This window comes from Arthrobacter sp. ISL-28, from assembly GCF_018613875.1.
Taxonomy (GTDB): Bacteria; Actinomycetota; Actinomycetes; order Actinomycetales; family Micrococcaceae; genus Arthrobacter.
Map to the genome: position 1 here is coordinate 59390 of NZ_JAGGPJ010000016.1, position 21566 is coordinate 80955.

The 21566-nt window shown below is 65.5% G+C and carries 18 protein-coding genes; 2 read left to right on the forward strand and 16 right to left on the reverse strand.

Annotated elements, in window-relative coordinates:
• Positions 1–76: 76 nt before the first annotated feature.
• The 11 genes from J7E80_RS13270 to J7E80_RS13320 form a co-directional block, all read right to left on the reverse strand.
• On the reverse strand, positions 77–1507 hold the full coding sequence (locus J7E80_RS13270; RefSeq protein ID WP_215052268.1) for a mannitol dehydrogenase family protein: 1431 nt from the start codon (positions 1505–1507) through the stop codon (positions 77–79).
• Positions 1504–2907 carry a glucuronate isomerase gene (gene uxaC, locus J7E80_RS13275; protein WP_215052270.1) on the reverse strand — a complete coding sequence of 468 codons (1404 nt, stop codon included), beginning with the start codon at positions 2905–2907 and terminating at the stop codon, positions 1504–1506. Before uxaC ends, J7E80_RS13270 begins: the two co-directional genes overlap by 4 nt.
• A gap of 86 nt (positions 2908–2993) precedes the next feature.
• Entirely contained in the window at positions 2994–4055 is a 1062-nt protein-coding gene (locus tag J7E80_RS13280; protein ID WP_215052272.1) for a LacI family DNA-binding transcriptional regulator, read from the reverse strand.
• Positions 4056–4186: 131 nt separating this feature from the next.
• Positions 4187–5353, reverse strand: a complete 1167-nt coding sequence (locus J7E80_RS13285) for a Gfo/Idh/MocA family protein (RefSeq protein ID WP_215052274.1) — start codon at positions 5351–5353, stop codon at positions 4187–4189.
• A gap of 36 nt (positions 5354–5389) precedes the next feature.
• Positions 5390–6250, reverse strand: a complete 861-nt coding sequence (locus J7E80_RS13290; protein WP_311380829.1) for a sugar phosphate isomerase/epimerase — start codon at positions 6248–6250, stop codon at positions 5390–5392.
• 66 nt (positions 6251–6316) lie between these two features.
• On the reverse strand, positions 6317–7201 hold the full coding sequence (locus J7E80_RS13295) for an ATP-binding cassette domain-containing protein (RefSeq protein ID WP_311380830.1): 885 nt from the start codon (positions 7199–7201) through the stop codon (positions 6317–6319).
• Positions 7198–9051 carry a dipeptide/oligopeptide/nickel ABC transporter permease/ATP-binding protein gene (locus J7E80_RS13300; RefSeq protein WP_215052276.1) on the reverse strand — a complete coding sequence of 618 codons (1854 nt, stop codon included), beginning with the start codon at positions 9049–9051 and terminating at the stop codon, positions 7198–7200. Before J7E80_RS13300 ends, J7E80_RS13295 begins: the two co-directional genes overlap by 4 nt.
• Positions 9048–9989, reverse strand: a complete 942-nt coding sequence (locus tag J7E80_RS13305; protein ID WP_215052278.1) for an ABC transporter permease — start codon at positions 9987–9989, stop codon at positions 9048–9050. Before J7E80_RS13305 ends, J7E80_RS13300 begins: the two co-directional genes overlap by 4 nt.
• 7 nt (positions 9990–9996) lie before the next feature.
• Positions 9997–11520 carry an ABC transporter substrate-binding protein gene (locus J7E80_RS13310; RefSeq protein ID WP_215052279.1) on the reverse strand — a complete coding sequence of 508 codons (1524 nt, stop codon included), beginning with the start codon at positions 11518–11520 and terminating at the stop codon, positions 9997–9999.
• 207 nt (positions 11521–11727) lie between these two features.
• Complete coding sequence (locus tag J7E80_RS13315; protein ID WP_215052281.1) at positions 11728–12738, reverse strand: Gfo/Idh/MocA family protein; 1011 nt, start codon at positions 12736–12738, stop codon at positions 11728–11730.
• Complete coding sequence (locus J7E80_RS13320; RefSeq protein ID WP_215052283.1) at positions 12735–13583, reverse strand: sugar phosphate isomerase/epimerase; 849 nt, start codon at positions 13581–13583, stop codon at positions 12735–12737. Before J7E80_RS13320 ends, J7E80_RS13315 begins: the two co-directional genes overlap by 4 nt.
• Positions 13584–13824: 241 nt before the next feature.
• On the opposite strand from J7E80_RS13320, the gene J7E80_RS13325 reads away from it, so the two are divergent.
• Together J7E80_RS13325 and J7E80_RS13330 are read left to right on the forward strand one after the other, a co-directional pair.
• Entirely contained in the window at positions 13825–14862 is a 1038-nt protein-coding gene (locus tag J7E80_RS13325; protein WP_311380831.1) for a LacI family DNA-binding transcriptional regulator, read from the forward strand.
• Between the two features lie 738 nt (positions 14863–15600).
• The gene (locus J7E80_RS13330) at positions 15601–16995 is read left to right on the forward strand and encodes an MFS transporter (protein WP_215052285.1); all 1395 of its coding nucleotides are present in this window, start codon (positions 15601–15603) and stop codon (positions 16993–16995) included.
• Positions 16996–17063: 68 nt separating this feature from the next.
• Here J7E80_RS13330 and J7E80_RS13335 read toward each other — a convergent pair whose 3' ends face one another.
• The 5 genes from J7E80_RS13335 to J7E80_RS13355 form a co-directional block, all read right to left on the reverse strand.
• The gene (locus J7E80_RS13335; RefSeq protein WP_215052287.1) at positions 17064–17387 is read right to left on the reverse strand and encodes a PepSY domain-containing protein; all 324 of its coding nucleotides are present in this window, start codon (positions 17385–17387) and stop codon (positions 17064–17066) included.
• Between the two features lie 159 nt (positions 17388–17546).
• Positions 17547–18077 carry a YbhB/YbcL family Raf kinase inhibitor-like protein gene (locus J7E80_RS13340; protein ID WP_215052288.1) on the reverse strand — a complete coding sequence of 177 codons (531 nt, stop codon included), beginning with the start codon at positions 18075–18077 and terminating at the stop codon, positions 17547–17549.
• Between the two features lie 10 nt (positions 18078–18087).
• On the reverse strand, positions 18088–19089 hold the full coding sequence (locus J7E80_RS13345; RefSeq protein WP_251036843.1) for a carbohydrate kinase: 1002 nt from the start codon (positions 19087–19089) through the stop codon (positions 18088–18090).
• Positions 19090–19200: 111 nt separating this feature from the next.
• Entirely contained in the window at positions 19201–20382 is a 1182-nt protein-coding gene (locus tag J7E80_RS13350; RefSeq protein WP_215052292.1) for an acyl-CoA desaturase, read from the reverse strand.
• 13 nt (positions 20383–20395) lie between these two features.
• Positions 20396–21490 carry a ferredoxin reductase gene (locus tag J7E80_RS13355; protein WP_215052294.1) on the reverse strand — a complete coding sequence of 365 codons (1095 nt, stop codon included), beginning with the start codon at positions 21488–21490 and terminating at the stop codon, positions 20396–20398.
• Positions 21491–21566 lie beyond the last annotated feature (76 nt).

Genomic DNA, 21566 nt, shown 5'->3' on the forward strand with positions numbered 1-21566 from the left:
CCTTGAAGCTTCTACAAACAGTACTGCCCGGCTCCCTATGGTCCGGATGCCGGGCAGTACCGCATGTGCGAAGACGTTATGGGGAGACAGCCGGCTCCGCGAACGTTCCGCACAGGTCTTCCATGAGATCCACGACGGCGGTGTCCCCGGCCAGGGCCGGATCCACCAGGTCCAGCAGGGCCTGGATCCGTTCGGCGCCGCTGAGCCGGTTGGCTTTGGCGATGTCGGCTGCCAGCGGATCCTGGACCTCAGCGGCGGCCGCGCTGTAGTCCATCCATGCGGCAATCATCAGCGCCGCGGCCGCACCGGACCGGCCTGCGGCGCGCTCGGCCTGCAGCACCGGCACAGCGCGCATCCGCAGCTTGGTGCTGCCGTCCATTGCGATCTGCGCCAGATGGTGGGCAATCCTGGCGTTGCTGAAGCGTGCCAGCAGGGCGGCACGGTAGGCCGGGATCTGCAGGTCAGCGGCGCCCTCCGCTCCGGACAGGTTGGCCTCGGCCTCGTCCCAGAACGCTTCAACAGCCCGCCGGCAGACCGGATCGGCCAGGGCCTGCGCCACCGTGGAGTGTCCGCGAAGCTGGCCCGCGTACGCCAGCAGCGAGTGCGCGCCGTTCAGGAGCCACAGCTTCCGGTTCTCATAGGGTTCGATGTCGTCAACGAAGACAGCACCCGCGTCTTCCCAGCGCGGGCGCCCTGCCGGGAAGTCCCCGCTGAGCACCCAGTTGGAGAAGGGTTCGGCCACGACGGGGGAATTGTCGCGGTAGCCGCGTGCGGCCCGGACGGCGGCGAGGTCGGCCTCCGTGGTGCGCGGGGTGATGCGGTCCACCGAGGTGCTGACGAAGCTGATGGTGCCGTCGATCCATTCGGCCAGGCCTTGGTCCCAGGCCCCGGCCATGCCGACGACGGCGTTGTGCGCCACGGTGCCGTTGTTGGAGAGGTTGTCGCAGCACACCACGGCGAGGGGCCCGGTGCCGGCAGCCCGGCGGGCGGCGAGGGCCAGCACCAGCCGGCCGAGCGGCGTCGTCGGGGTTCCGCTACCGGACTCCAGCAGTGCAAGGTCCGCTACGACGTCGGCAGCCGTGCGGTCGAGCTGTCCGTCGGCGCCGACCCTGTATGCGGCTTCGGTGATGGTGAGGGTGACGACCGCGGTGGCAGGGGCTGCAACCAGCCCCGCCAGCCGCTGCACGTCGGCACCGTCCACTGCTTCGACGATGCTGCCGACTACGGTAAACGAGTCGCCGCCGTCGGCGCGTTCCACCACGGTGTACAGGCCGTCCTGCTCCGCCAGGGCCAGCGCGGCGTCGGGGCGGCGGCCGGTAAAGGAGGCGATGCCCCAGTCCGCGGCGTCGCCCGCCTGGTGCGTGTACCAGGCCTGGTGCGAGCGGTGGAACGCGCCCAGCCCCAAGTGGACAATGCGGACCGGCGCCTTGCCGGCGGGCCACAGGCTGCGGTTCAGCCGGGGAAGGTCCACGGCCGGTGTGTCCGCGGAGTGCAGTTCGGTGCTCACAGCTTGAAGACCCTTCTAGGCGAGCCGTCGACGATGTCGACGATCAGTTCGTGGGCGCGCTCCTCGCTGACGCGGTGCTCCGCCACGAGCCGGGCCAGGAAGGAGGCCTCGATCCGTCGGGAGGCATCATGGCGGGCGGGGATGGAGCAGAAGGCGCGGGTGTCGTCGATGAAGCCGGAGGAGCGGGAGAAGCCGGCCGTCTCCGTGACGGCTGAACGGAAGCGCAGCATGGCGTCCGGCGCGTCCAGGAACCACCACGGGGCACCGAGGTACACGGACGGGTAGAAGCCTGCCAGCGGCGCAAGTTCGCGGGAGAACACGGTCTCATCCAGCGTGAAGAGCACCAGGTGGAAGTCCTTGGCGGTGCCGAAGTCCTGCAGCAGCGGGCGGATGGCCTCGGTGTAGTTGACCGCGAACGGGATGTCGTGGCCGGTATCGGCGCCGTAGGCGTTGAAGGTGGGTTCATGGTGGTTGCGGTACGAGCCGGGGTGGATGGTCATGACCAGGCCGTCCTCCACGGACATCCTCGCCATCTGGTACAGCATGTGGGCCTCGAAGTCGTCGCGATCCTGCGCCGTGGCCTGCCCGGAGCGGGCACGGTCGAAGAGTTTCGCCGCGGCACCATCGTCGAGCTTGAGCGTTGCGGGAGTGCGGACGCCGTGGTCAGCGGAGACTGCACCGTGTTCCACGAAGTAGCGACGTCGGTTTTCCAGCGCGGTGAGATAGCCGGCATAGCCGGTGCCGCCGTCGCCCGCCGCCGCGATAAGGCGGTCCACGTTGGCCTGCCACTCCGGGTGAGCGATGTTCAGGTACTGGTCGGGGCGGAAGGTGGGCAGGACGCGGCCGTGGAATGTCGGATCCTGGGCGATCGCCTTGTGACTGGCGAGGCTGTCCAGGGGGTCGTCCGTGGTGGCCAACACCTCGATGTTGAAGTCCTTGAAGAGCTGGCGGGGCCGGAAACCGGGCTCCAGCAGCCTGGCGGAAATCGCGTCGTAGCTGGTGTCCGCTGTGTCGGCGCTGATCTCCTGCCGGAGGCCGAAGACGCTGTCGAACTGGGTGCGGAGCCAGTAACCGGAGGCGGTGCCTTCGAACAGCGGCCAGGTCTTGCAGAACTCGTGCCAGACGGCACGGGAATCCGGCTCTGCGGTTTTCGAGCGGAGACGGTCCAGCGGAACGCCGCTGGCGTGGATCAGCCGGGTGACGTAGTGGTCCGGACTGACCAGCAGCGCTGCCGGGTCCGGGAAGGGGGTGTTGTGCTCGATGACCGCGGCGTCAACGTGCCCGTGCGGGGAAATGATGGGGAGGTCCTGGACGCGCTGCAGGAGGTCACGCGCAATGCTGCGCGTTCCGGGATCAGCGGGCAGGAGCCGGTCTGGGTTGGCAGCAATCGACTGTGACATAGGTCAATGGTCGGGCCTACCTGAGGCAATTGTCAACCGGTTGCCATAAATTGCCAACAAGTTGCGTAGCTGCTGAGAGAGTAAGGCTAGCCCGGAGGCAGCAGCCGTCCGCTCGAGCCGCGCAGCACCAGCTCCGTTTCCACGCGCAGGATGCCGGCAGGTTCCCCCATGCCGTGCAGGAGGTCCAGCAACAGCGTGGTGGCGCCCGAGCCGCACTCCCCCAGCGGCGAACGCACGGTGGTGAGCGGGGGTGTGGTGAAATCCGCGCCGAAGATGTCGTCGAAGCCCACGATGCTGATCTGATCCGGCACCACCATGCCCGCGGCCTGGAGTTCCTGCATGAGCCCGATGGCCAGGAGGTCGTTGTAGGTCAGCACGGCCGTGGCGCCGCTGTCCCGGACGACCCGTGCCACCTCCCTGCCGCCGTTGACCGTCGGTTTGGTGGAATCCAGCCGCACCGCCTCGAGCCGAGACCATTCGCAGGCTGCCCGCATGCCCTCCCAGCGGCGCGCGGACATCCAGGATTGCGGCGGGCCGGCAACAAAGGCAACCTTCCTGTGGCCGTTGGCGGCAAGGCTGCGCACTGCCTCGCTGATGCCCTTGTTTACGTCGGGCACCACGCACGGCACGCCGTCGACCTCGCGGTTGATGACCACCACGGGCTTGTCGCGGGCGAGCGTACGGATGTCGTCGTCGTCCATCCGGGGGCTTGCCAGGATGAGGCCGTCCACGGTGGCCATCATGCGGCGGGCCGCCGTCAGTTCGGTGACGGCCGACTCTTCGGACTCGGCCAGCATCAGGGTGTAGTCCCGCAGCGTGGCCGTGGTCTCGGCCCCTCGGATGATGTCGAAGAAGGTGGGGTTGGTAATGTCCGCGACGATCAGCCCAAAGGTACTGGTCCGGCCGGTGGGCAGGGCACGCGCGAACTGGTTGACCTGGTAGTTGAGCTCGGCGGCGGCGTCCTCGATGAGTTTCTGCGTCTTGGCGCTGACCCGGCCGGGCTTGCTGAGCGCACGGGACACCGTGGAGGGGTTCACCCCTGCAACCTTGGCAATGTCATAGATGGTGGGGTTGGATTTCCCCTCCCGGGCGTGCTTTTTGGCCGGGCCTGTCGCTGCGGGCGCGTCCGGCTTCTTGGGTTCAGTCACCGCCCCATCCTAGCGACCAACCACACCGACCAGGCCGCCGTTATGGCCGTTTTCACGGCTGAAAACGGCCGTAACGGCGACACAGTCGGGCTGGGGTTGGCCAACGGTTGCCACAACGTGTTGTAACGGGGCTACGAGCGCTCGGGGAACTTGCCTTCCTCGGCGATCCGCTTGTTGAGCTCGGCGAGGAACTCGTCCTCGTCGAAGTCCAGGCCCACTTCCCTGCCGGTCCAGCTGGAGAGGTGAATGGCGTTGGCCAGACGGACGCCGTTGATGCCGTCCGAGCCGGGTGCCAGCAGCGGGGTGCCATCAAGGATGTTGGCGGCGAAGTTCTCCAGGACGCCGGAGTGCTGTGCACCCCACGCGGACTCGAATTCGGTGACTTCGGTGGTGTAGTACTCCTCGGGGTTCAGCTGGCCCATGAAGAGCTTGCGGACGTCGTCCATGTCCATGCCGTCACTGAGTTCGCGCTCGGGCTTGACCAGGCGGGTCACGGTGGCGGTCTTGGAATTTTCGACGACGATCTTGCCCTGGTCGCCCAGGATCTCGAAGCGGTCCGTGCCAGTCAGGTCGTGTGTAGCGGTGACGAAAACGCCGGTAGCGCCGTCGCCGTAGTCCACCACTGCCGTGACTTCATCTTCGACGGCGATGTCGCGGCGGAAGCCGTAGGCCACCTTCGCGTAGACAGACTTCGGCGCGCCACAGATCCACTGCCACAGGTCCAGCTGGTGCGGGGCCTGGTTGACCAGCACACCCCCGCCTTCCCCGCCCCACGTGGCGCGCCAATCGCTGGAGTTGTAGTAGCCCTGCGGACGCCACCAGTTGGTGATGATCCAGTTGGTGCGGCGGATGCTGCCGATCTCGCCGTTGCCGACGATCTCCTTGAGCTTCTGGTACAGCGGGTTGTTGCGCTGGTTGAACATGATCGCAAAGGAGAGCTCAGGCTTGCCGGCGGCATACTCGTTGAGTTCCTTGACCTGCTTGGTGTAGACACCGGCAGGCTTCTCCACGAGTGCGTGGATGTTGCGCTTGAGCGTCTCGATGCCCATCTCCGGGTGCAGAAAGTGCGGAACGCAGGTGACCACGGCGTCGACGTCGCCGCTTTCCAGCATGGCGATGTAGTCCTCGTAGAACGGCGCGTCGGGGTACTGCGAAGCCGCGAGTTCCTTCTTGGCGGGGTCGGTATCGCAGATGGCGCCGATTTCCATGTTGGGGACCAGTCCGTCGGTGATGAACTTGGCGTAGGCGCCGCCCTGCTGGCCCAGGCCGATGATGCCGAGGCGTACTTTCTTACTCACAGTTTGTTTTCCTTTTCGTTTGGTCGGGGTCAGTAGTTAGAAGAGGTCGGCGTGGCCCATGGCCACCAGGTTGTCGTACGAGGTCTGCAGCGCGTCCCACACACTGCGGCCGTACAGCTGGTCCTGCTCCACGAGCATGTACCGGGCGCCGGCGGCCTGCGCGGCCGGGATGATGGCCGGGAAGTCCAAATTGCCTTCGCCCACTTCGGCGAACTGGACCACGTCCTTGAACTCGGCCATGAAGCCCGCGACGTTCCCGGATTCCAGGAGCCCGAAGGCCGATTGGGGCAGCTCGCCGATGCGGTAGTCCTTCAGGTGCACCATGGCGGTGCGTCCGGCGTACTTCGTGAGGGTCCGGACGGGGTCAAGTCCGCCGCGCTGCACCCAGTGGACGTCGATTTCCATGCCCATGGCCGGGGAGTTATCGGCGATGATGTCCAGCATGCATTTGCCGTCGAACTTGGCGAACTCGATGTGGTGGTTGTGGTAGTACAGGCCGATGCCGTGCTCCTGCAGCCGCTCGGCGTACTCGTTGGCCAGTTTGGCGAAGTCCACCACGGCGCCGATCGACTTCATCGCCGGAAACGGCAGCATCCCGATCCGCAGGAGCCTGGCGTCCAGGCGTTTCGCGTCGTCAACGATCTTGTCAAAATGGTCTTTGAGCGAATCGCCGGGCATGCCCTTGGGGGTCTCCATCGCGACCGACAACGCCGCAATGTCCATGCCCAGCTCACTGCGGGAACGGTCGAGTTCGGTAACGTTCTCCGCTGTCATCGGGATCTGGGAGATCTCGACGGCGTTGTAGCCGATCGCGCTGACCTTCCGGAGCGTTTCGAACGCCCCGAGTTCGGTGAAGCTGTCTTTGAGCATCATCGCTTGTACGCCAATGGTGGCCACTTTTTCCTCCGTAGTGTTCCGGGCCCCGGGTCGGGCCGCTTTGCCGGTCTGGTTGATTCGCTGCTGCTAGGCGACGGCGCCGGCCTGTTCGTGCTGGTGCCGCTGGCTTTCCATCAGCCGGTGACGGTCCGCCCGGCGCTGTTCCTGCCGGTCCGGATCGGGTACCGGGGACGCCAGCAGGAGACGCTGGGTGTAGGGGTGCTCGGGGTCCCGGGTCACCACCTCGGCGGGTCCCTGTTCCACGATTTCTCCGCGGTACATGACGGCCACCCGGTGGCTGATGTGCCGCACGACGTCCAGGTCGTGGGAGACGAAGAGGTAGGAAACGCCGGTGTCCTTCTGGATCTGCAGGAACAGGTCCAGGACACGTGCCTGGGTGGACAGGTCAAGTGCACTGACGGGTTCGTCGCAGACGATCAGTTTCGGTGAGAGCGCCAGTGCCCGGGCGATCGCGACGCGCTGGCGCTGGCCGCCGCTGAACTCCCGCGGCAGGCGGTGGATGGCGTCCGAGGGCAGCCTCACCTGGTCGAGCAGTTCCTTGACGCGTCTTTTGGCCGCTGCCTGCTCCATGCCCTGCACTCCGAGGGGCTCGGCGAGGATGTCGCCAATCTCCAGGGCCGGGTTCAGGGAGGTGTACGGGTCCTGGAAGACCACCTGGAGGTCCCGGCTCAGGATCCGGCGCTGCTTGCGGGTGGCGTGGCTGATGTCTCTGCCTTCGAAGATGACCTTGCCGCCCGTCACCGGGGCCAGGCCCAGGACGGCGCGGCCCAGGGTGGTCTTCCCCGAGCCGGACTCCCCCACCAGGCCAAGGGTCTCGCCTTGGCCGATGGAGATGTTGATGTCCGTCAGTGCTCTGAACGGCTTGGCCCGGAACCTCTTGCTCGGGTACTCGACGATGAGGTTCTCCACCGTCAGGAGCGGTGCAATTTCCCTAACTTCCACTGTGCTCACGCGACCGGCTCCTTCTGGCTGGAAACAAGCATGGACATGGGGGTCTTGCCTTCAAGCATCGACGCCAGGAGGGTCCGGGTGTACCGCTCTTTCGGGTTCCGGAGGATGTCGCGGACGGGTCCTTCCTCCACGAGGCGGCCGTTCTGCATGACGGCCACGCGGTCGCAGAGGTCGGCCACGACGCCGAAGTTGTGGGTCACCAGGATGACGCCGATGTTCAGCCGCTGTTGGAGCTCGCGCAGGAGGTCCAGCACGTCGGCCTGCACGGTGACGTCCAGGGCCGTGGTGGGCTCATCTGCGATCACCAGGTCCGGTTCGCAGCTGATGGCGCCGGCGATGAGCACACGCTGAGCCATGCCTCCGGAGACTTCGTGGGGGTAGGCGCTGAAGGTCCGTTCGGGGTTGACGATTCCGACGTCGGTCAGCAGTTTCAGCGCGCGCTTGCGGGCTTCCTCCTTGGAGATTCCGAGGACGCGCACCATGGGCGTCACGAGCTGGTAGCCGATGGTGAAAGCGGGGTCGAGGTTGCTCATGGGCTCCTGCGGAATGTAGGAGATCCGCTTGCCCCGCAGCTTGGACAGCCGCGCCTGGTCGACGCGCTCCTCACCCGGAGCGACGGTGTAGTTGCCGTCGAACTGGATGGAACCGGCCACAATGCGGGCGTTGTCCGGAAGCAGGCCCAGGATGGAGAATGCCGTCTGGGACTTGCCTGAACCGGATTCCCCCACGATGCCGAGGATCTCGCCGCGGTCCACGTGGAAGGAAACGTCGTCCACGACCTTTTTGATGGAACCGTCGGCCTGCGGGTAGCCGACGCCGAGATTGGTCACCTTCACGAGGTGGTGCTCGGTTCCGGCATCGACGGCGGCCACGGACTTGCGCGACAGGCGCGCGGCGGCGGGCGCGGCCGTCGTGCCCTTCAGCTTAGCTGCCTTCTTGCGGTGCTTGATCTTTTCGCCGTCTTCCAGTGCGTCGCGGATGGCGTTGCCCAGCAGGACCAGACCACCGATCGTCAACGCCATGGCGAATGCCGGCCAGAAGAGAAGAGTCGGGTTCAGGTAAACGTTCTTGAAGCCCTCTGAGAGCATGACGCCCCAGGTTGCCTTGGTGGGATCACCCAGGCCCAGGAATTCCAGCCCGGACTGGACGGCGATGGCTACTCCGGCGATGGCCGCCGTCTGGATGATGATGGGTGCCCGGACGACCGAGAAGATGTGGCGGGCGATGATGCTCAGGTCCGAGAGCCCGGAAACCCTGGCCGCGTCAACGTACAGCTCGTTGCGCACAGACTGGACGGCGGTGCGGGTCAGCCGGAAATAGGACGGGCTGATGAGGATGCCGAAGGCGATCATGGAGATCCAGACCGAGGGGCCGAAGGCTGCGCGGATGGTCAGCAGCACGATCAGGCCGGGAAGGCTCATGAGGATGCCCACTGCCCAGTTCGAGACTGCCTCGAACTTTCCGCCGTAGTAGCCGGCGATCAGGCCGGCCGGCAGGCCGATGGCAATGGCGACGCCCGCGCAGAGCAAGGCGGAAAGAAGCGTCAGCTGCGCGCCGAACAGCAGCCGGCTCCAGACATCGCGCCCGGCGCTGTCCGTTCCCAGGATGTTCACCGAGTCCGGGGCGGCCAGTGTCTTGGCGATGTTCGAGTAGTTCTCCTGGAAGGGCGCCAGGACCGGAGCCAGGACGGCCAGCAGCGAGATCGCCAGCAGGATAGCCAGGGAAATGATGCCCAGCGGGTTCCTGAGCAGGCGCCGGACCACGGTGGAGCGGACCACCGTGCCGCTCTGCCCGGGATGAAGGGAGGGGGCAGGGGCGGCAACGGCCGCGGTTTCTACAGAGTCACTCATGACACACGTACCTTCGGGTTGAGCCAGCCATTGAGAATGTCCACGAGCAGGTTCACCACGATGACGACGACCACCGTGTACATCACGACGCCCATCACCACCGGAAGATCTGACTGGCCGGTGGCAGCGACCGCCAGAGGACCCATGCCGGGCAGGGCAAAGATCTGCTCGATGATGACGACACCGCCAAGCATGCCGATCAGCTGCAGGCTAAGCACCGTCAGGCCGGCAGGGGCGGCACTGCGCAGCACGTGCCTGAACAGGATCTCCCGCTCGCCGATGCCGCGGCTGCGCAGGGTGCGGACGTAGTCCCGCTCGAGCTGTTTGATGACGGCGCTGCGGATCTGTTGTGCGCCTCCTGTGACGCCGTTGACCAACAGGGCTATCACTGGAAGGGACATGGAATAGACCCACGCGTCGGGGCCGGATTCGGGGGAAATGGTGCTGGTTGCCGGGAAGAGGCCCAGCTGGATGGCCAGGATGGTGACCAGGATGACGCCGATCACGAACCCCGGAATGGAGTCCCCGATGATGGCGCCAACCTGGACCACCCTGTCCACCCAGCCGCGCTTCACCGCCGCGATAACACCAATGAGTGCGGCACAGACTGCGATCAGGATCATTGCGGCGAAGACCATGGTCATGGTCACCGGAATCCGTGTGGCCAGCGAGTTGGCCACCGGCTCGGACGTGAACCACGAGGCACCAAGGTTTCCGCTCAGCGCATCAGCCACCCAGGAGAAGTAGCGGACCACCAGCGGCTGGTCCAGCCCCAGCTCGTGTTCTTTCATCGCCACCTGCTCCGCAGTGGCCTGGTCGCCAAGGATATTCCTGGCGATGCTCCCGCTGGAGACGTACAGCAGGAAGAACGTGAGGGCTGAGACAACGAACAGCACCACCAGCCCGCTGCCTAGCCTTTTCAAAATGAACCTGATCATGGTGTCCCTACTTGGCCGGCGAGTAGTTGTAGATGGACGGAACGGCCTGCTGGATCTGCGGAGTCACGTTCACCTTGGAGTTGTGGTAGTACATCTGGTTGACCCGGAACAGCGGAGCGAACCACGCCTGTTCAACGACATACCTGTTGACTTCTTGCGCCAGTGTGCCTGTATCGGCGCCGCCGTTGCGCACGGCCGCGATCTTGGCGTCCAGCTCAGGGGTGGTGTTCTTGAAGGGGTTGTAGAGCGCCTTGGTGGAGACGATCTGGTCGATGGCGACCGTGGGCTGGCCCTGGAAGAGCGAGAAGAAAATGGTGGTGAATTTCTGCGCTGCAATGTCGGCCGTATAGGTGTTCGTCAGCGCTGCGCCGACCTTCAGGGTGATACCGACGTCTGCCAGCTGCTGCGTGATGACGGAAATCTGGGTTTCGAACCCGGGCACGCTCGGGATCTCCAGGGTGACGCCCTTTTCAAAGCCTGCTTCCTTCAGAAGCTGCTTGGCCTTGGCCGGATCGTAGGTGTAGTAGTTTTCCAGCTCTTCGGTCCAGGCGCCGCTGGCCTTGCCGAACGGCTGCGACGTCGGGGTGCCCTGACCCAGCATGACCTGGTCCAGGATGGTCTTGCGGTCAAAGGCGTAGTTGATGGCCTGGCGGACCTTGACGTTGGCCAGCGCCGGGTTCTTGGCCCCTTCACGGTCCAGGAGCAGCAGCCCCTGCCAGTCAACCTCGTTGGCAGCCAGTTTCATTTTGGCGCCCTCGGCCTGCTTGCCGTTCTTCGGATCCAGGATGGTGGCGTCCACCTGTCCGGAGACCAGGGCGTTGGTGCGGGCGGTGAGGTCGGTCAGGACCTTGAACGTCAGTTTCTGGTACTTCTGCAGATCCTCGTTCCAGTAATCCTTGCGGGCGGTGAAAACCGTCTGTGAGTCCTTGACCGACGCGGCCTTGTCCATGACATAGGGGCCGGAGCCGACCGGTTCGGTCCTGATGCCTTCGGTGCCCAGCGCCTTGGGGCTGCCCATCAGGCCTGCGGCCTGGCTCAGAAAGTATTCCAGCGCCGGGTCCGGCGCCGTGAGGTTGACGTCGATGGTGTCGGCGTCCACCACAGTCACGTCCTTGACCGAAGCGAGCTGTGCCATCTGTGGACCGTTGGCCTTTTTGAAGTGGTCCATGTTGGCCTTGGCAGCCGCGGCGTCGAACTTGGCACCGTCGCTGAAGGTCACATCCGTGCGCAGGTCCAGGGTGAGCCTGGTGTTGCCGGCGTTGTACTTCCACGCCGTGGCCAGCATCGGACTGAGTTTGCCGTCCGGCGCGCGCAGGATCAGCGTGTCATACACCGCCTGGTACGGCTGCAAAACATGGCCGACATGCGCCTGGGCCGGGTCCCATGAACGTACGTCCTGGACAGTGCCGAGGGTCAGTGCTGTGGCAGCGCCGGCGGCCGAACCGGAGTTGGCGGCACCGCCGCAACCGGTCAGCGCGAGGGATGCGCTGAGAACAAGGGCGGCTGCTGCCGCCTTGGGACCTAACTTCATTGTTGGCTCCTGAATCTGTGGAACGTGAGACTTGCAGACGAAGGCCGGTGTGGTGTGCACCACACCGGCCGGGTCACATTCAGAGTACGCACTGTTGCCGCATTTGGCAACCGATTGTCAAGAAATTTGCAACAACTTCACATGAGCCGACTGGACAGCGCCTGGTCGGGTCAGTGAACCTCGGTATCCGGTTGCTCCATGAAGGGCTCAGGACACCGCGTGGGCAGACTGCGGGTAGCTTTGCCGGTAGATGTCCTTGATGATGTGCAGCGATTTTTCGGCTTCGGCAGGGCTGATCCAAAACGGATCGGCGTCGTCCAGGCGGGCGTAGAAGTCGCTGATCAGCAGTTCATGGGAAACGCCCCAGTAGGACCGGCCGCCGGAGCCGCTCGTGCGCTCCCGAACGATGTCCACGCGACCGTCCTCGTGTGTCACGGTGAGGTCACCCCGCAGGCTCAGGACGGCCTTCTCGGTGACCACGTCCAGAGTCACCGGGGCGTTGAAGGGATTGGCCAGGGTGGCGTAGAACGCGCTCCGGGCGCCTCCGGCATGTTCTGCCACGAATTCCGCGGTGTCTTCGACCTCTATGGTGTCGCCCAGGAAGCGGGTGGACGCGTTGCCGGTGACCGCGACGACGTCGCCTACCAGCCACTGCAGCAGGTCCACGGTATGGATGGCCTGGTTCATCAACAGGCCTCCCCCGCCGCCGGCCCAGGTCCCCCGCCACGGCCGGCTTTGGTAGTACTCGGCTGAGCGCTGCCACATCACTGTTGCCGACGCACCCGTCACGGCCCCCAGTTCGCCCGAGGACAGCAGAGCGTGCATGGCCTGCGACGTCGCGTTGTAGCGGTTCTGGAAGCACACCGCGATTTTCGCCCGGCCGGCCGAGGCGGCTTCGACCAGGCGCCGGCCCTCCGCCAGGGTGTGGGCCAGCGGCTTCTCCACGATGACGTTGACGCCGCGCTCCAGGCAGTCGGCGGCTACCGCGGCGTGCTGGTCGTGCGGAGTGCAGATGTGCACCACATCTGGCTTAACGGCCTCGATGAGGGCCGGATGGTCTGCGTAGCCCGGGACGCCCCAGGCGTCCATCGCGGAGGCCAGTCGCTGCGCGTCCGCGTCACAAACCGCAACCAGCGCGGCGCCGTTCAGCTTTGCCACGGCTTCGAGGTGCACGGCGGAGACGTCGCCGCAGCCGATGACAGCCGCCGTCGTCCTCAAGAGAGTTCAATCCCGTTTTTCGCGGCCAGCGCTGCGAAGGCGCGGGCTGCGGTGCCGAAGGCCGCCGGACCCGAGAAGCCGCCGAGCTCGTGGGCGCTGGCCAGGTGGGGCTCCAGTGAGGCGAAGCCGGTGAAGCCGTCCGCTTTCAGGGCGGCGATGGTGGCGTCCAGTTCGCCGTCGCCCTCGCCGGAGGGCACCACCTCCCCGCTGGCGGCGAGTGCGTCCTTGACCTGGAAGTACTCGAGGTAGGGGCGGAGCATGGCGTAGCCCTCGGTGTAGGGCTTGATGCCCACCTGGACGAAGTTCGCGTTGTCCCATGCGATGCGCAGCGCCGGGGAGTCTACGGTCTTCATGATGTCCAGGACATGCTCCGGGGTGTCGCCGTAGATGCCTTTTTCGTTTTCATGCAGAAGCACGACGCCGGACTCCTCGGCCAGCGCTGCAAGGGCGCCCATGCGGACCATGACGTCCTCGCGGATGTCGTCGGCGCTCCGGTCTTCGGCCCGGAAGAAAGAGAAGATGCGAATGTAGTTGGTGTCCAGGCCCTTGGCCACGGAGATGATCTGGCGGAGCCGGTCCAGCTCGTGTTCCACCGGCAGGCTCACGTCCACCTTGCCGATGGGGCTGGCCACGGCCGAGACTTTCAGGCCCTTTTCATCGAAGATTTCCTTAAGCGCGGCAACCTGCGGCGGTTCCAGCTCGGAAACGTTGGTGCCCCAGGCGCTGCGCACCTCGATGTGGCTTGCGCCCAGCGCCAGCAATACCGCCGCCTGCACCGCGGGATCCGGATCTATCTCATCGCCGAAGCCTGAGAGCGGCCAGACTGTTGTTGTTGTTTTGCTCACGCGGGTCTCCTGGGTTTCGCAGCCGCCGCGCGGGCAGCTCGCATTCCGGCTCCAGTGCGGTGAGGCAGTTCACAAACAATGTCCACCACAGCTTAGCCAGAGCGGCGGCGAAATGACAATCGGTTGCCAATGTTTGTCAGCTGTGGCATTCTTGGCTGACAGGTTCTGTGGCGGCAGTCACAGGAGAGCCGATTCGAACTGGCCAAAACGGCCCGGGCCACCACGTTCAGAGAGGAGCGCCGTGGCTACGACGCAACGAGCAGCAGTGGACCGCCCGCCCACGATCCATGACATCGCCGCGCTCTGCGGCGTGGCGGCCTCCACCGTTTCCCGGGCGCTCTCCACCCCCGACCGCGTCAATATCCGGACGCGCCAGCGGATCGAGGCAGCCGCAGCACAACTGAACTACATCCCCAACAGCCAGGCCAAGGCCCTCAGCTCCGGACGGACCGGTGCCGTGGGAGTCCTGGTACCCGACATCACCAACCCCTTCTACTTCGACCTCATCCGGGGCACCCAGCTCCAGCTCAAGGCCGCCGGATACACGCAGCTGCTCGTGGACACAGAGGAATCCGACGAAGTGGAAGCCAGCACCATGGAGCAGCTGCGCAAGAGCGCGGACGGAATCGTGGTGGCTGCCTCCCGCCTGACAGACGAGGCCTTGCTTGCCGCCGCAGCGAAGATGCCAATGGTCACGGTCAACCGCGACGTTCACGGGGTGCCCGCGGTCCTCATCGACACACCATCCGCCACCACTCAGGCCCTTGACCACCTCATCTCGCTGGGACACACCCGCATCGCCTACATGGCCGGGCCGCTCACCTCGCAGTCCAGCACCCGCCGCTGGACTACCCTGTCCGAGGCAGCGGAGGAGCGTGGGGTAGAAGTGCGCCTGCTCGGACCGTTCGCACCCAAGACACAGTCCGGCGCAGCAGCCGCCGACGCCGCCGTGCACAGCCGAGTGACGGCCTGCATCGCGTTCAACGACCTCATAGCCATCGGCATGCTGCAGCGCCTGCGGGAACGCGGCATCCGGGTCCCGGAGGACATGAGCATCGTGGGCTGCGACGACATCTTCGGCGCCGACTTCTGCAATCCGCCCCTGTCCACCATGGCCTCCCCAATCGAACAGGCCGGCCGCGTGGCAGTGTCCATGCTGCTGGCCCAGCTGAACCCACTTGCCGGCGGCGGCACCCGCAGCCGGTCCGTGATGCCCACCCACCTCAAGGTCCGCGGTTCTACCGGTCCCGCACCAGCGAGGCAGGATTCCCTTACCTGACGCCATCGGCCACAGTTCTTGGCTGACACTGCTGACTATACGAGAGCCCGCCGTCGTCCTGCTGGGCCCCAACGGCAGAGTCATCGCTTCAAACATCGCCCGCATTGCCACAGGCACCCTACTCCCACCCCAAGACATAGAACGAGCCGAGGCCTCACTAGACATCACAGCCGGACAACCCAGCCGTCTGCCATGGAAGCTGATAAGCCTCGGCCAATGAGGCTCGCCAGGCCCTAATCCGCAGTCGCATCACCAACAATGGCTTGAAAAAGGTTGAGGAACCGAACGTCAGGCTTTCGTCCTGGACGCCTACCGGATTCGAACGCGCCGCCCTCCTCTACCGCGTCCCGCTGTCTCACACCAGTCATCGAGCACCGCCTGCCAACTGAGTTGCGAGACAGGGAGGCGAGGCCTTGGAGGTCCTGCCAGTCGGTCGACACTCTTGGCCCCGCTGGCTGCGCCCGCAGAGAGAACCACTGGCTGACCCTTGCCGACAGCATCGCTGCCTGAGCCTGCCGGCACCCGGACCCTGGAACCGACCCGCGGTTGACATGTGACGCACGGCACCTTACCGTTGTTATTGGAAAGCGCATTCCCACCGTTTCCGACGCTACTACCTTTCCCACGGACCTGGCCCTCATCTGACCCGCAAGCCAGCGCGGGCTGCACCGCCAGAACCATGGACTGACGCGGACCGGAACCCATCCAGCCCACGTGACTTGTCCAAAGGAGGACAACATGAAGAGCCAGACGCGTCAGCGGCGCATTTCCCACGAACCGCGACAGTCCAGCAGTACGAAGAAGGCCGCTGCCAGCGGCTGGGTCGGCAGTGCCCTTGAATACTATGACTGGTTCATCTATGCGCAGGCGGCCGCACTGGTCTTCCCCGGTATTTTTTTCCCCGGGGGGAACCCCACCGTGGCGCTGATCGCCTCACTGGGTACCTACGCCGTCGGTTACGTGGCCCGCCCAATTGGCGCCTTCTTTCTCGGGCAGTGGGGCGACAAGCACGGCCGGAAGAACGTTCTGGTCCTGGCCATGCTGTTGATGGGCACCTCCACCTTCGCGGTCGCCCTGCTGCCCACCTACGACCAGGTCGGCATCCTGGCCCCCGTCTTGCTGGTCACCCTCCGGCTCGTCCAAGGATTTGCGGTGGCGGGCGAGCTTAGCGGCGCCAGTGCCATGATTGTGGAGCACGCCCCCTTTGGTCGCCGGGGCTTCTACGCGAGCTTCGCACTACAGGGCACCCAGGCCGGGCAGATCATCGCGGCCGCGGTCTTCCTTCCCCTTTCGGCCGTGCTCTCCGATGAGGCCTTCATGTCCTGGGGCTGGCGCGTTCCGTTCCTCCTCAGCGCGTTCGTGGTGTTTGCCGGGTACATGATCCGGCGCCGGGTCGACGAAACCCCTGTCTTCATGGAGGAGAAGTCGCACCACGAGATCCCCAAGATGCCGATCGTCCAGGTGCTGCGCGAAAGCGGACTGAACGTTGTGCGGGCTGTATGCATGACCCTGGTTAACGTCGTCGGTGTGACCGTAGCAGTCTTCGGCGCGGCATACGCCACACAACCGGGCTACGGCGTCGGCATGAGCACGACCGTCTACCTCTGGATCCCGGTACTGGCCAACGTCGTCGCACTGGCCCTTATCCCCTTCTTCGGAGACCTTTCCGACCGATTCGGCCGCCGGCCCCTGATGATCTTCGGGTCCCTGAGCTCCGGCGCGCTGGCCTACGCCTACCTCTACGCAGTCAGCCAGAACAACGTCGTGCTCACCATCATCCTCGCGATCCTCATGTGGGGCACTCTCTACCAAGTCTGGAACGCCACGTTCGCCAGCTTCTTCCAGGAGCTCTTCCCCTCCCGCACCCGGGTCACCGGTTTCGCCGTCTCGCAGAACATCGGCCTCCTCATTACGGCGTTCCTGCCGAGCATCTTCGCAGCCGTCGCGCCTCCGGGGTCCGCGAACGTGCCGCTCACCATCGGGTCCATCTGCTTCGGAATCACGGTCATCGGAGCAATTGCCGCCTGGTCGGCGCGGGAAACGTTCCGCATCCCGCTCAACGAGCTGGGCACACCGGACGCCACCCCCGTGCCGCGTGAGGAGTACAGCCGGCTCCGGGCAGGGAACCGGTAACCAGGGATCCCAATGAAGAAGGCGGGCTGATCAATCAGCCCGCCTTCTTGCATTTCCGGAGCCTCCGGTCAGTCGTCCGACTGCTGGCTCAGGACCTTGAAGTCCGAGCCCACCGCTACTTCGACTTCGGAGCCATCGGCCAGCCGTACTTCAACTTCGTAGGCGGAAGCAGGGTTCTCGTCCCGCTCCACTTCTGTCACGGTGCCTTGGCCGACCTTGGCCAGCGCAGCCTGGATGGCCTTGTCGCGGTCGGTCTGGCTAAGCGGGCTCTGAGTGCTTCCGTCAGTGGTCTCGTCATCGTCGAACGGGTTCACAGCTGCAGCCGCAACAGTTGCGCCGCCGAGGGCCAGCCCGGCTACTGCCGCTCCGATGATCCATGTTCTCTTGCGCACCACAAATACTCCTCTCACACTTTTTTCCAGTGTGCGACAGAGCCCTGAGAAGGCACAACGATTAACTAGTTGATGCCAAGGCGGCGTGGATCTCGACAGGCTCGATCAGCGGTTTCAGGCTCGATCAGCGGTTTCAGGCTCGATCAGCGGTTCCGCCGCTCAGCGGCTGAAGACTCCGGTCATCGTTGCCGTGCCGAGCAGGTGCTTGGACAGCTCTGATCCGAGGCTTGCCGGTCGGGCACCGGCGCGGGTGTCGAGCTCCTCCACATCCAGGGCATAGACCGTGAAGACGTACCGGTGCCGGCCGTGCCCGGGCGGCGGTGCCGCACCCACGTAGCCCCGGAAGCCGGCGTCGTTCTTCAGCTGCACCACACCGTCGGGAAGCTGCTGTCCGCCCTCGGCCCCTGCACCCTCCGGCAGCGACGTCACGTCTGCAGGAATGTTCAGGGCTGCCCAGTGCCAGAATCCGCCGGCGCCGGGGGCGTCACGATCAAACGCGGTGACTGCGTACCCTCGCGTCCCGGCGGGCCCCCCGCTCCAGCTCAGCTGCGGCGATTCGTCCTGTCCGCCGGCATGCATTCTGCCGCTGCGCTGGGCAGGAGGCAGGGTTTCGCCGTCCCGGAAGGACTCGCTGGTGAGCTCGAACGACGGTACGTCCGGCAGGTCTGAAAATGGACCGGAGGTTGTCATGGCTGGCCTTTCAGATAGTGGGAACTTCTGCTTCCTCTGCTTCTTCGTCGATGCGCGCTTGTTCTTCGATCCGTGCTTCTTCCTCGACGCGATTAAGTTCGGCCCGGGTGGGCGGATTGGCGCCAGCGCGGGAGACTGTGACCCCGGCGGCCCGGGAGGCGTGAGCCAGGAGTGCCCGGAGGCCCTCGGCCGGCAAAGCCCGCAGATCCTTGCGGTTCTGGGCTCCGTCCAGGCCGCGGTCCACCACGCCGGAGAGCAATGCCGCCATGAACGAGTCGCCGGCCCCGACCGTGTCCGCCACCTCCACCTCTGGAGCGGTAAACTCAGCCTCTCCGGCCGCAGTGATGCCCCAGGGTCCCTCGGCGCCGCGCGTGACCACCACCATGGCCGGCCCTTCCGAGCCGCCCAGCGAGAGCCAGCGGCGGGCGGAATCCAGCACGTCCACGCCCGGATACAGCCAGGCGAGGTCCTCGTCGGACGCTTTAACAATGTCGGAGAGGGACACAAACTTCTCCGCTTGGCGGCGCGCGTAGTCCACATCGCTGATGATGCTGGGCCGGCAGTTCGGATCGAAACTGATGGTCGCCGCCGGGTGGGAATGCTCGACGGCGGCCAGCACCTCAGCGGCGCCCGGCGCCAGCATGGTGGCAATGGAGCCGGTGTGCAGCAGGGTGGTGCCCTGCAGCATGAAGGGCAGGCGTTCCGTCAGGCCGGGAAGCTCCCAGGCGAGGTCGAACGTGTAGGTGGCGGCGCCGTCGTCGTCAATTAAAGCGGTGGCGACGCTGGTAGGCAGGCCGTCCGGGGCCTGCGGGAGCATAACGGAGCTGGCCCTCAGATGGGCGGCCACCGAATCACCGTAGGCGTCGCGGCCGTAACGGCCAATGAACTGCACGGGATGGCCCAGCCGGGCGAGCCCCACGGCGACGTTGAGCGGGCTGCCGCCCACATGGGCTTCGATTCCGGAGGAGCGCTGGACCACGTCAACGAGGCCCTCGCCAATAACTGTGAGCATCTTCATACTCTGCCAGAGAAGGCGCCGGGCGCCCAGTTGGCCCGGGAACAGTTGGCCCGGGTACAGCACAGTGCGGCGGACCGAAAGGGCCGCCGCACTGTGTCACGCTGGCTAGGACTTCGCCTTGCCGGGCAATGCGAGCTTGAAGACCTTGGCCCATGAGGAGCCCACCTGCTTGAGCAGCGGCCCCGTGGTGTACGGGAGGCCGTAGCGCTTGCAGATTTCCTGGACCTTCGGCGCCACTTCGGCGTACCGGTTGGAGGGAAGGTCGGGGAAGAGGTGGTGCTCGATCTGGTGGGACAGGTTTCCGGTCATGAGGTGCATGAACTTGGAACCGGAGATGTTGGCCGAGCCAATCATCTGCCGGACGTACCAGTCACCGCGGGTCTCGCCCTCCACCATTTCCTCGGTGAAGGTGTCCGCACCCTCGGGGAAGTGCCCGCAGAAGATCACGGCGTGTGCCCAGACGTTGCGCACGGCGTTGGCGGTCAGCGTTCCATAGAGCGCCTGCTTGCCGGAACCGGTCAGCATGGCCACGGCAGGAGTGGCGGCGTAGTCCTTGGTGAACTGCTTGAGGGCCTTGAAGCCCAGCGCCTTGAGGTCCTTCTTCAGGGCTTCCTTGGACTTCTTCCCCTCCTGGTACTCTGCCAGTTCGAGGTCGTAGATGGCGATTCCCCATTCGAAGATGGGTGCCAGGATCGCGTTGTACAGCGGGTTGCCGAGGTTGTGCGGCTTCCACGGCTGGTCGGCGTCCATGCGCAGGAGGTTGTATCCGACGTCGTTGTCCTTGCCCACCACGTTGGTCCAGCGGTGGTGGAGGTCGTTGTGGGTGTGCTGCCACGCCCGCGCCGGGGTGACGAAGTCCCATTCCCAGGTGGTCGAGTGGATGTCGGGATCGCGCATCCAGTCCCACTGGCCGTGCAGGATGTTGTGGCCGATCTCCATGTTTTCCAGGATCTTGGCGACGCTCAGCAGGGTGGTGCCGGTGACCCAGGCAGCCTTGTTGCGGCCCATCAGGAGCGCGGCGCGGCCGGAGATCTCCAAACCCCGCTGGATCTTGATGACGCGCCGGATGTAGGCGGCATCAGACGCCCCGCGCTTGGCGAGGATGTCATCCTTGATGGCGTCCAGCTCGCGGCCGAGCTCGGCCACCTGCTCGTCAGTCAGGTGCGCGGCGGCCGGCGGGCGCACGAGCGGGCTCCCCGACTTGGCCAGGGCCCCCGGACGGGGCTTTGCCGCCGGTCCGTTGATCGACGTCGATTTCACGGCTGTGCGGTCAGATATTGCTGTCATGCTGTGTTGCTCCTCAGATGTCGAGGTTAACGGGCCCGGCGGCTGCCGAGACACACGTCTGGATTAGTTGGCCCGGCTCGCCGTGGACCTCGCCGGTGCGGAGGTCACGCACATGGCCGGCACGGAGCGGCGTCAGGCAGCTGTGGCAGATGCCCATGCGGCAGCCGCTGGGCATGAGGACGCCGGCGTCTTCGCCGACATCCAGCAGCGGCGTGTTTCCGTCCGCTTCCACTTCCCGGTCCGAGGCTTCAAAGGTGACCAGTCCGCCGTCGTGCCCTGCTCCACCGACCAGGCTGGTGTTGAAGCGCTCGATGATCAGGTTGATGGGGTCGGCCGCGAAAGGACCGGGCGTTGCCTCCGCATGGGCCGCCGCCTCGGCGGACCACAGGGCCTCGGCGTCGTCCAGGAAGCCCTCCGGCCCGCAGGCATACGCGGCGCGCTGCCGCCAGTCCGGGCAGAGCTCATTCAGCTGGGCGGCGGAGCCGAAGTCCAGCCGTCCGCGTTCGCCGGTGTACCAGTGGGTGACGCGGAAATTGGGGAACTGGTCCGCGAGTTCGGAGAGCTCCTCATGGAAGATGCTGTCGTTTGGAGTGCGGGCGGAGTGAATGAGCACGACGTCGGCGTCCGGGCGGTGCGGTACCAGGGTGCGGATCATCGACATGACGGGGGTGATGCCGCTGCCCGCGGTCAGCATCAGAAGAGGCCGCGGATGCTCCGGCAGGACAAAGTCGCCCTGCGGCGGCGCCAGGAACAGCACGTCGCCGGGCCGGGTCTGCCGGACCAGGACGCTCGAAACGGCACCGACGTCGCTTACCGTGATGGCAGGGTCCTCCCCGGCGGGGGCGCTGAGGGAGTACGAACGCCAGTGGCGCACGCCGTCGAGCTCCACGCCGATCCGCGCCCACTGCCCGGCCTTGTGGGCCTTCCAGCCGCGGCCGGGATGGAAGTGAATGGTGGCGGAATCCGCCGTCTCCGGAACAACCTTCGTGACCACGCCGCGCAACTGGCGGGCCGAAAAAACTGGATTAAAAAGCGCGAGAATGTCCTCCGGCGCCAACGGGGTGGTCAAAACGGATGCGGCACGCGCCAATCTACGGAGCCGAATCATGCTGTCCACCACCTGTTGGATTCACCCATCTGTATCTCCTAGTGAAACCGGTGATCGTAATATACAAAACTACCCC

Excerpts from the sequence above, each read along its gene's own strand:
- uxaC (WP_215052270.1), bottom strand. The coding sequence starts at position 2,907 with ATGTCACAGTCGATTGCTGCCAACCCAGACCGGCTCCTGCCCGCTGAT.
- J7E80_RS13300 (WP_215052276.1), bottom strand. The coding sequence starts at position 9,051 with ATGAGTGACTCTGTAGAAACCGCGGCCGTTGCCGCCCCTGCCCCCTCC.
- J7E80_RS13305 (WP_215052278.1), bottom strand. The coding sequence starts at position 9,989 with ATGATCAGGTTCATTTTGAAAAGGCTAGGCAGCGGGCTGGTGGTGCTG.
- J7E80_RS13310 (WP_215052279.1), bottom strand. The coding sequence starts at position 11,520 with ATGAAGTTAGGTCCCAAGGCGGCAGCAGCCGCCCTTGTTCTCAGCGCA.
- J7E80_RS13330 (WP_215052285.1), top strand. The coding sequence starts at position 15,601 with ATGAAGAGCCAGACGCGTCAGCGGCGCATTTCCCACGAACCGCGACAG.
- J7E80_RS13340 (WP_215052288.1), bottom strand. The coding sequence starts at position 18,077 with ATGACAACCTCCGGTCCATTTTCAGACCTGCCGGACGTACCGTCGTTC.
- J7E80_RS13345 (WP_251036843.1), bottom strand. The coding sequence starts at position 19,089 with ATGCTCACAGTTATTGGCGAGGGCCTCGTTGACGTGGTCCAGCGCTCC.
- J7E80_RS13350 (WP_215052292.1), bottom strand. The coding sequence starts at position 20,382 with ATGACAGCAATATCTGACCGCACAGCCGTGAAATCGACGTCGATCAAC.
- J7E80_RS13355 (WP_215052294.1), bottom strand. The coding sequence starts at position 21,490 with ATGATTCGGCTCCGTAGATTGGCGCGTGCCGCATCCGTTTTGACCACC.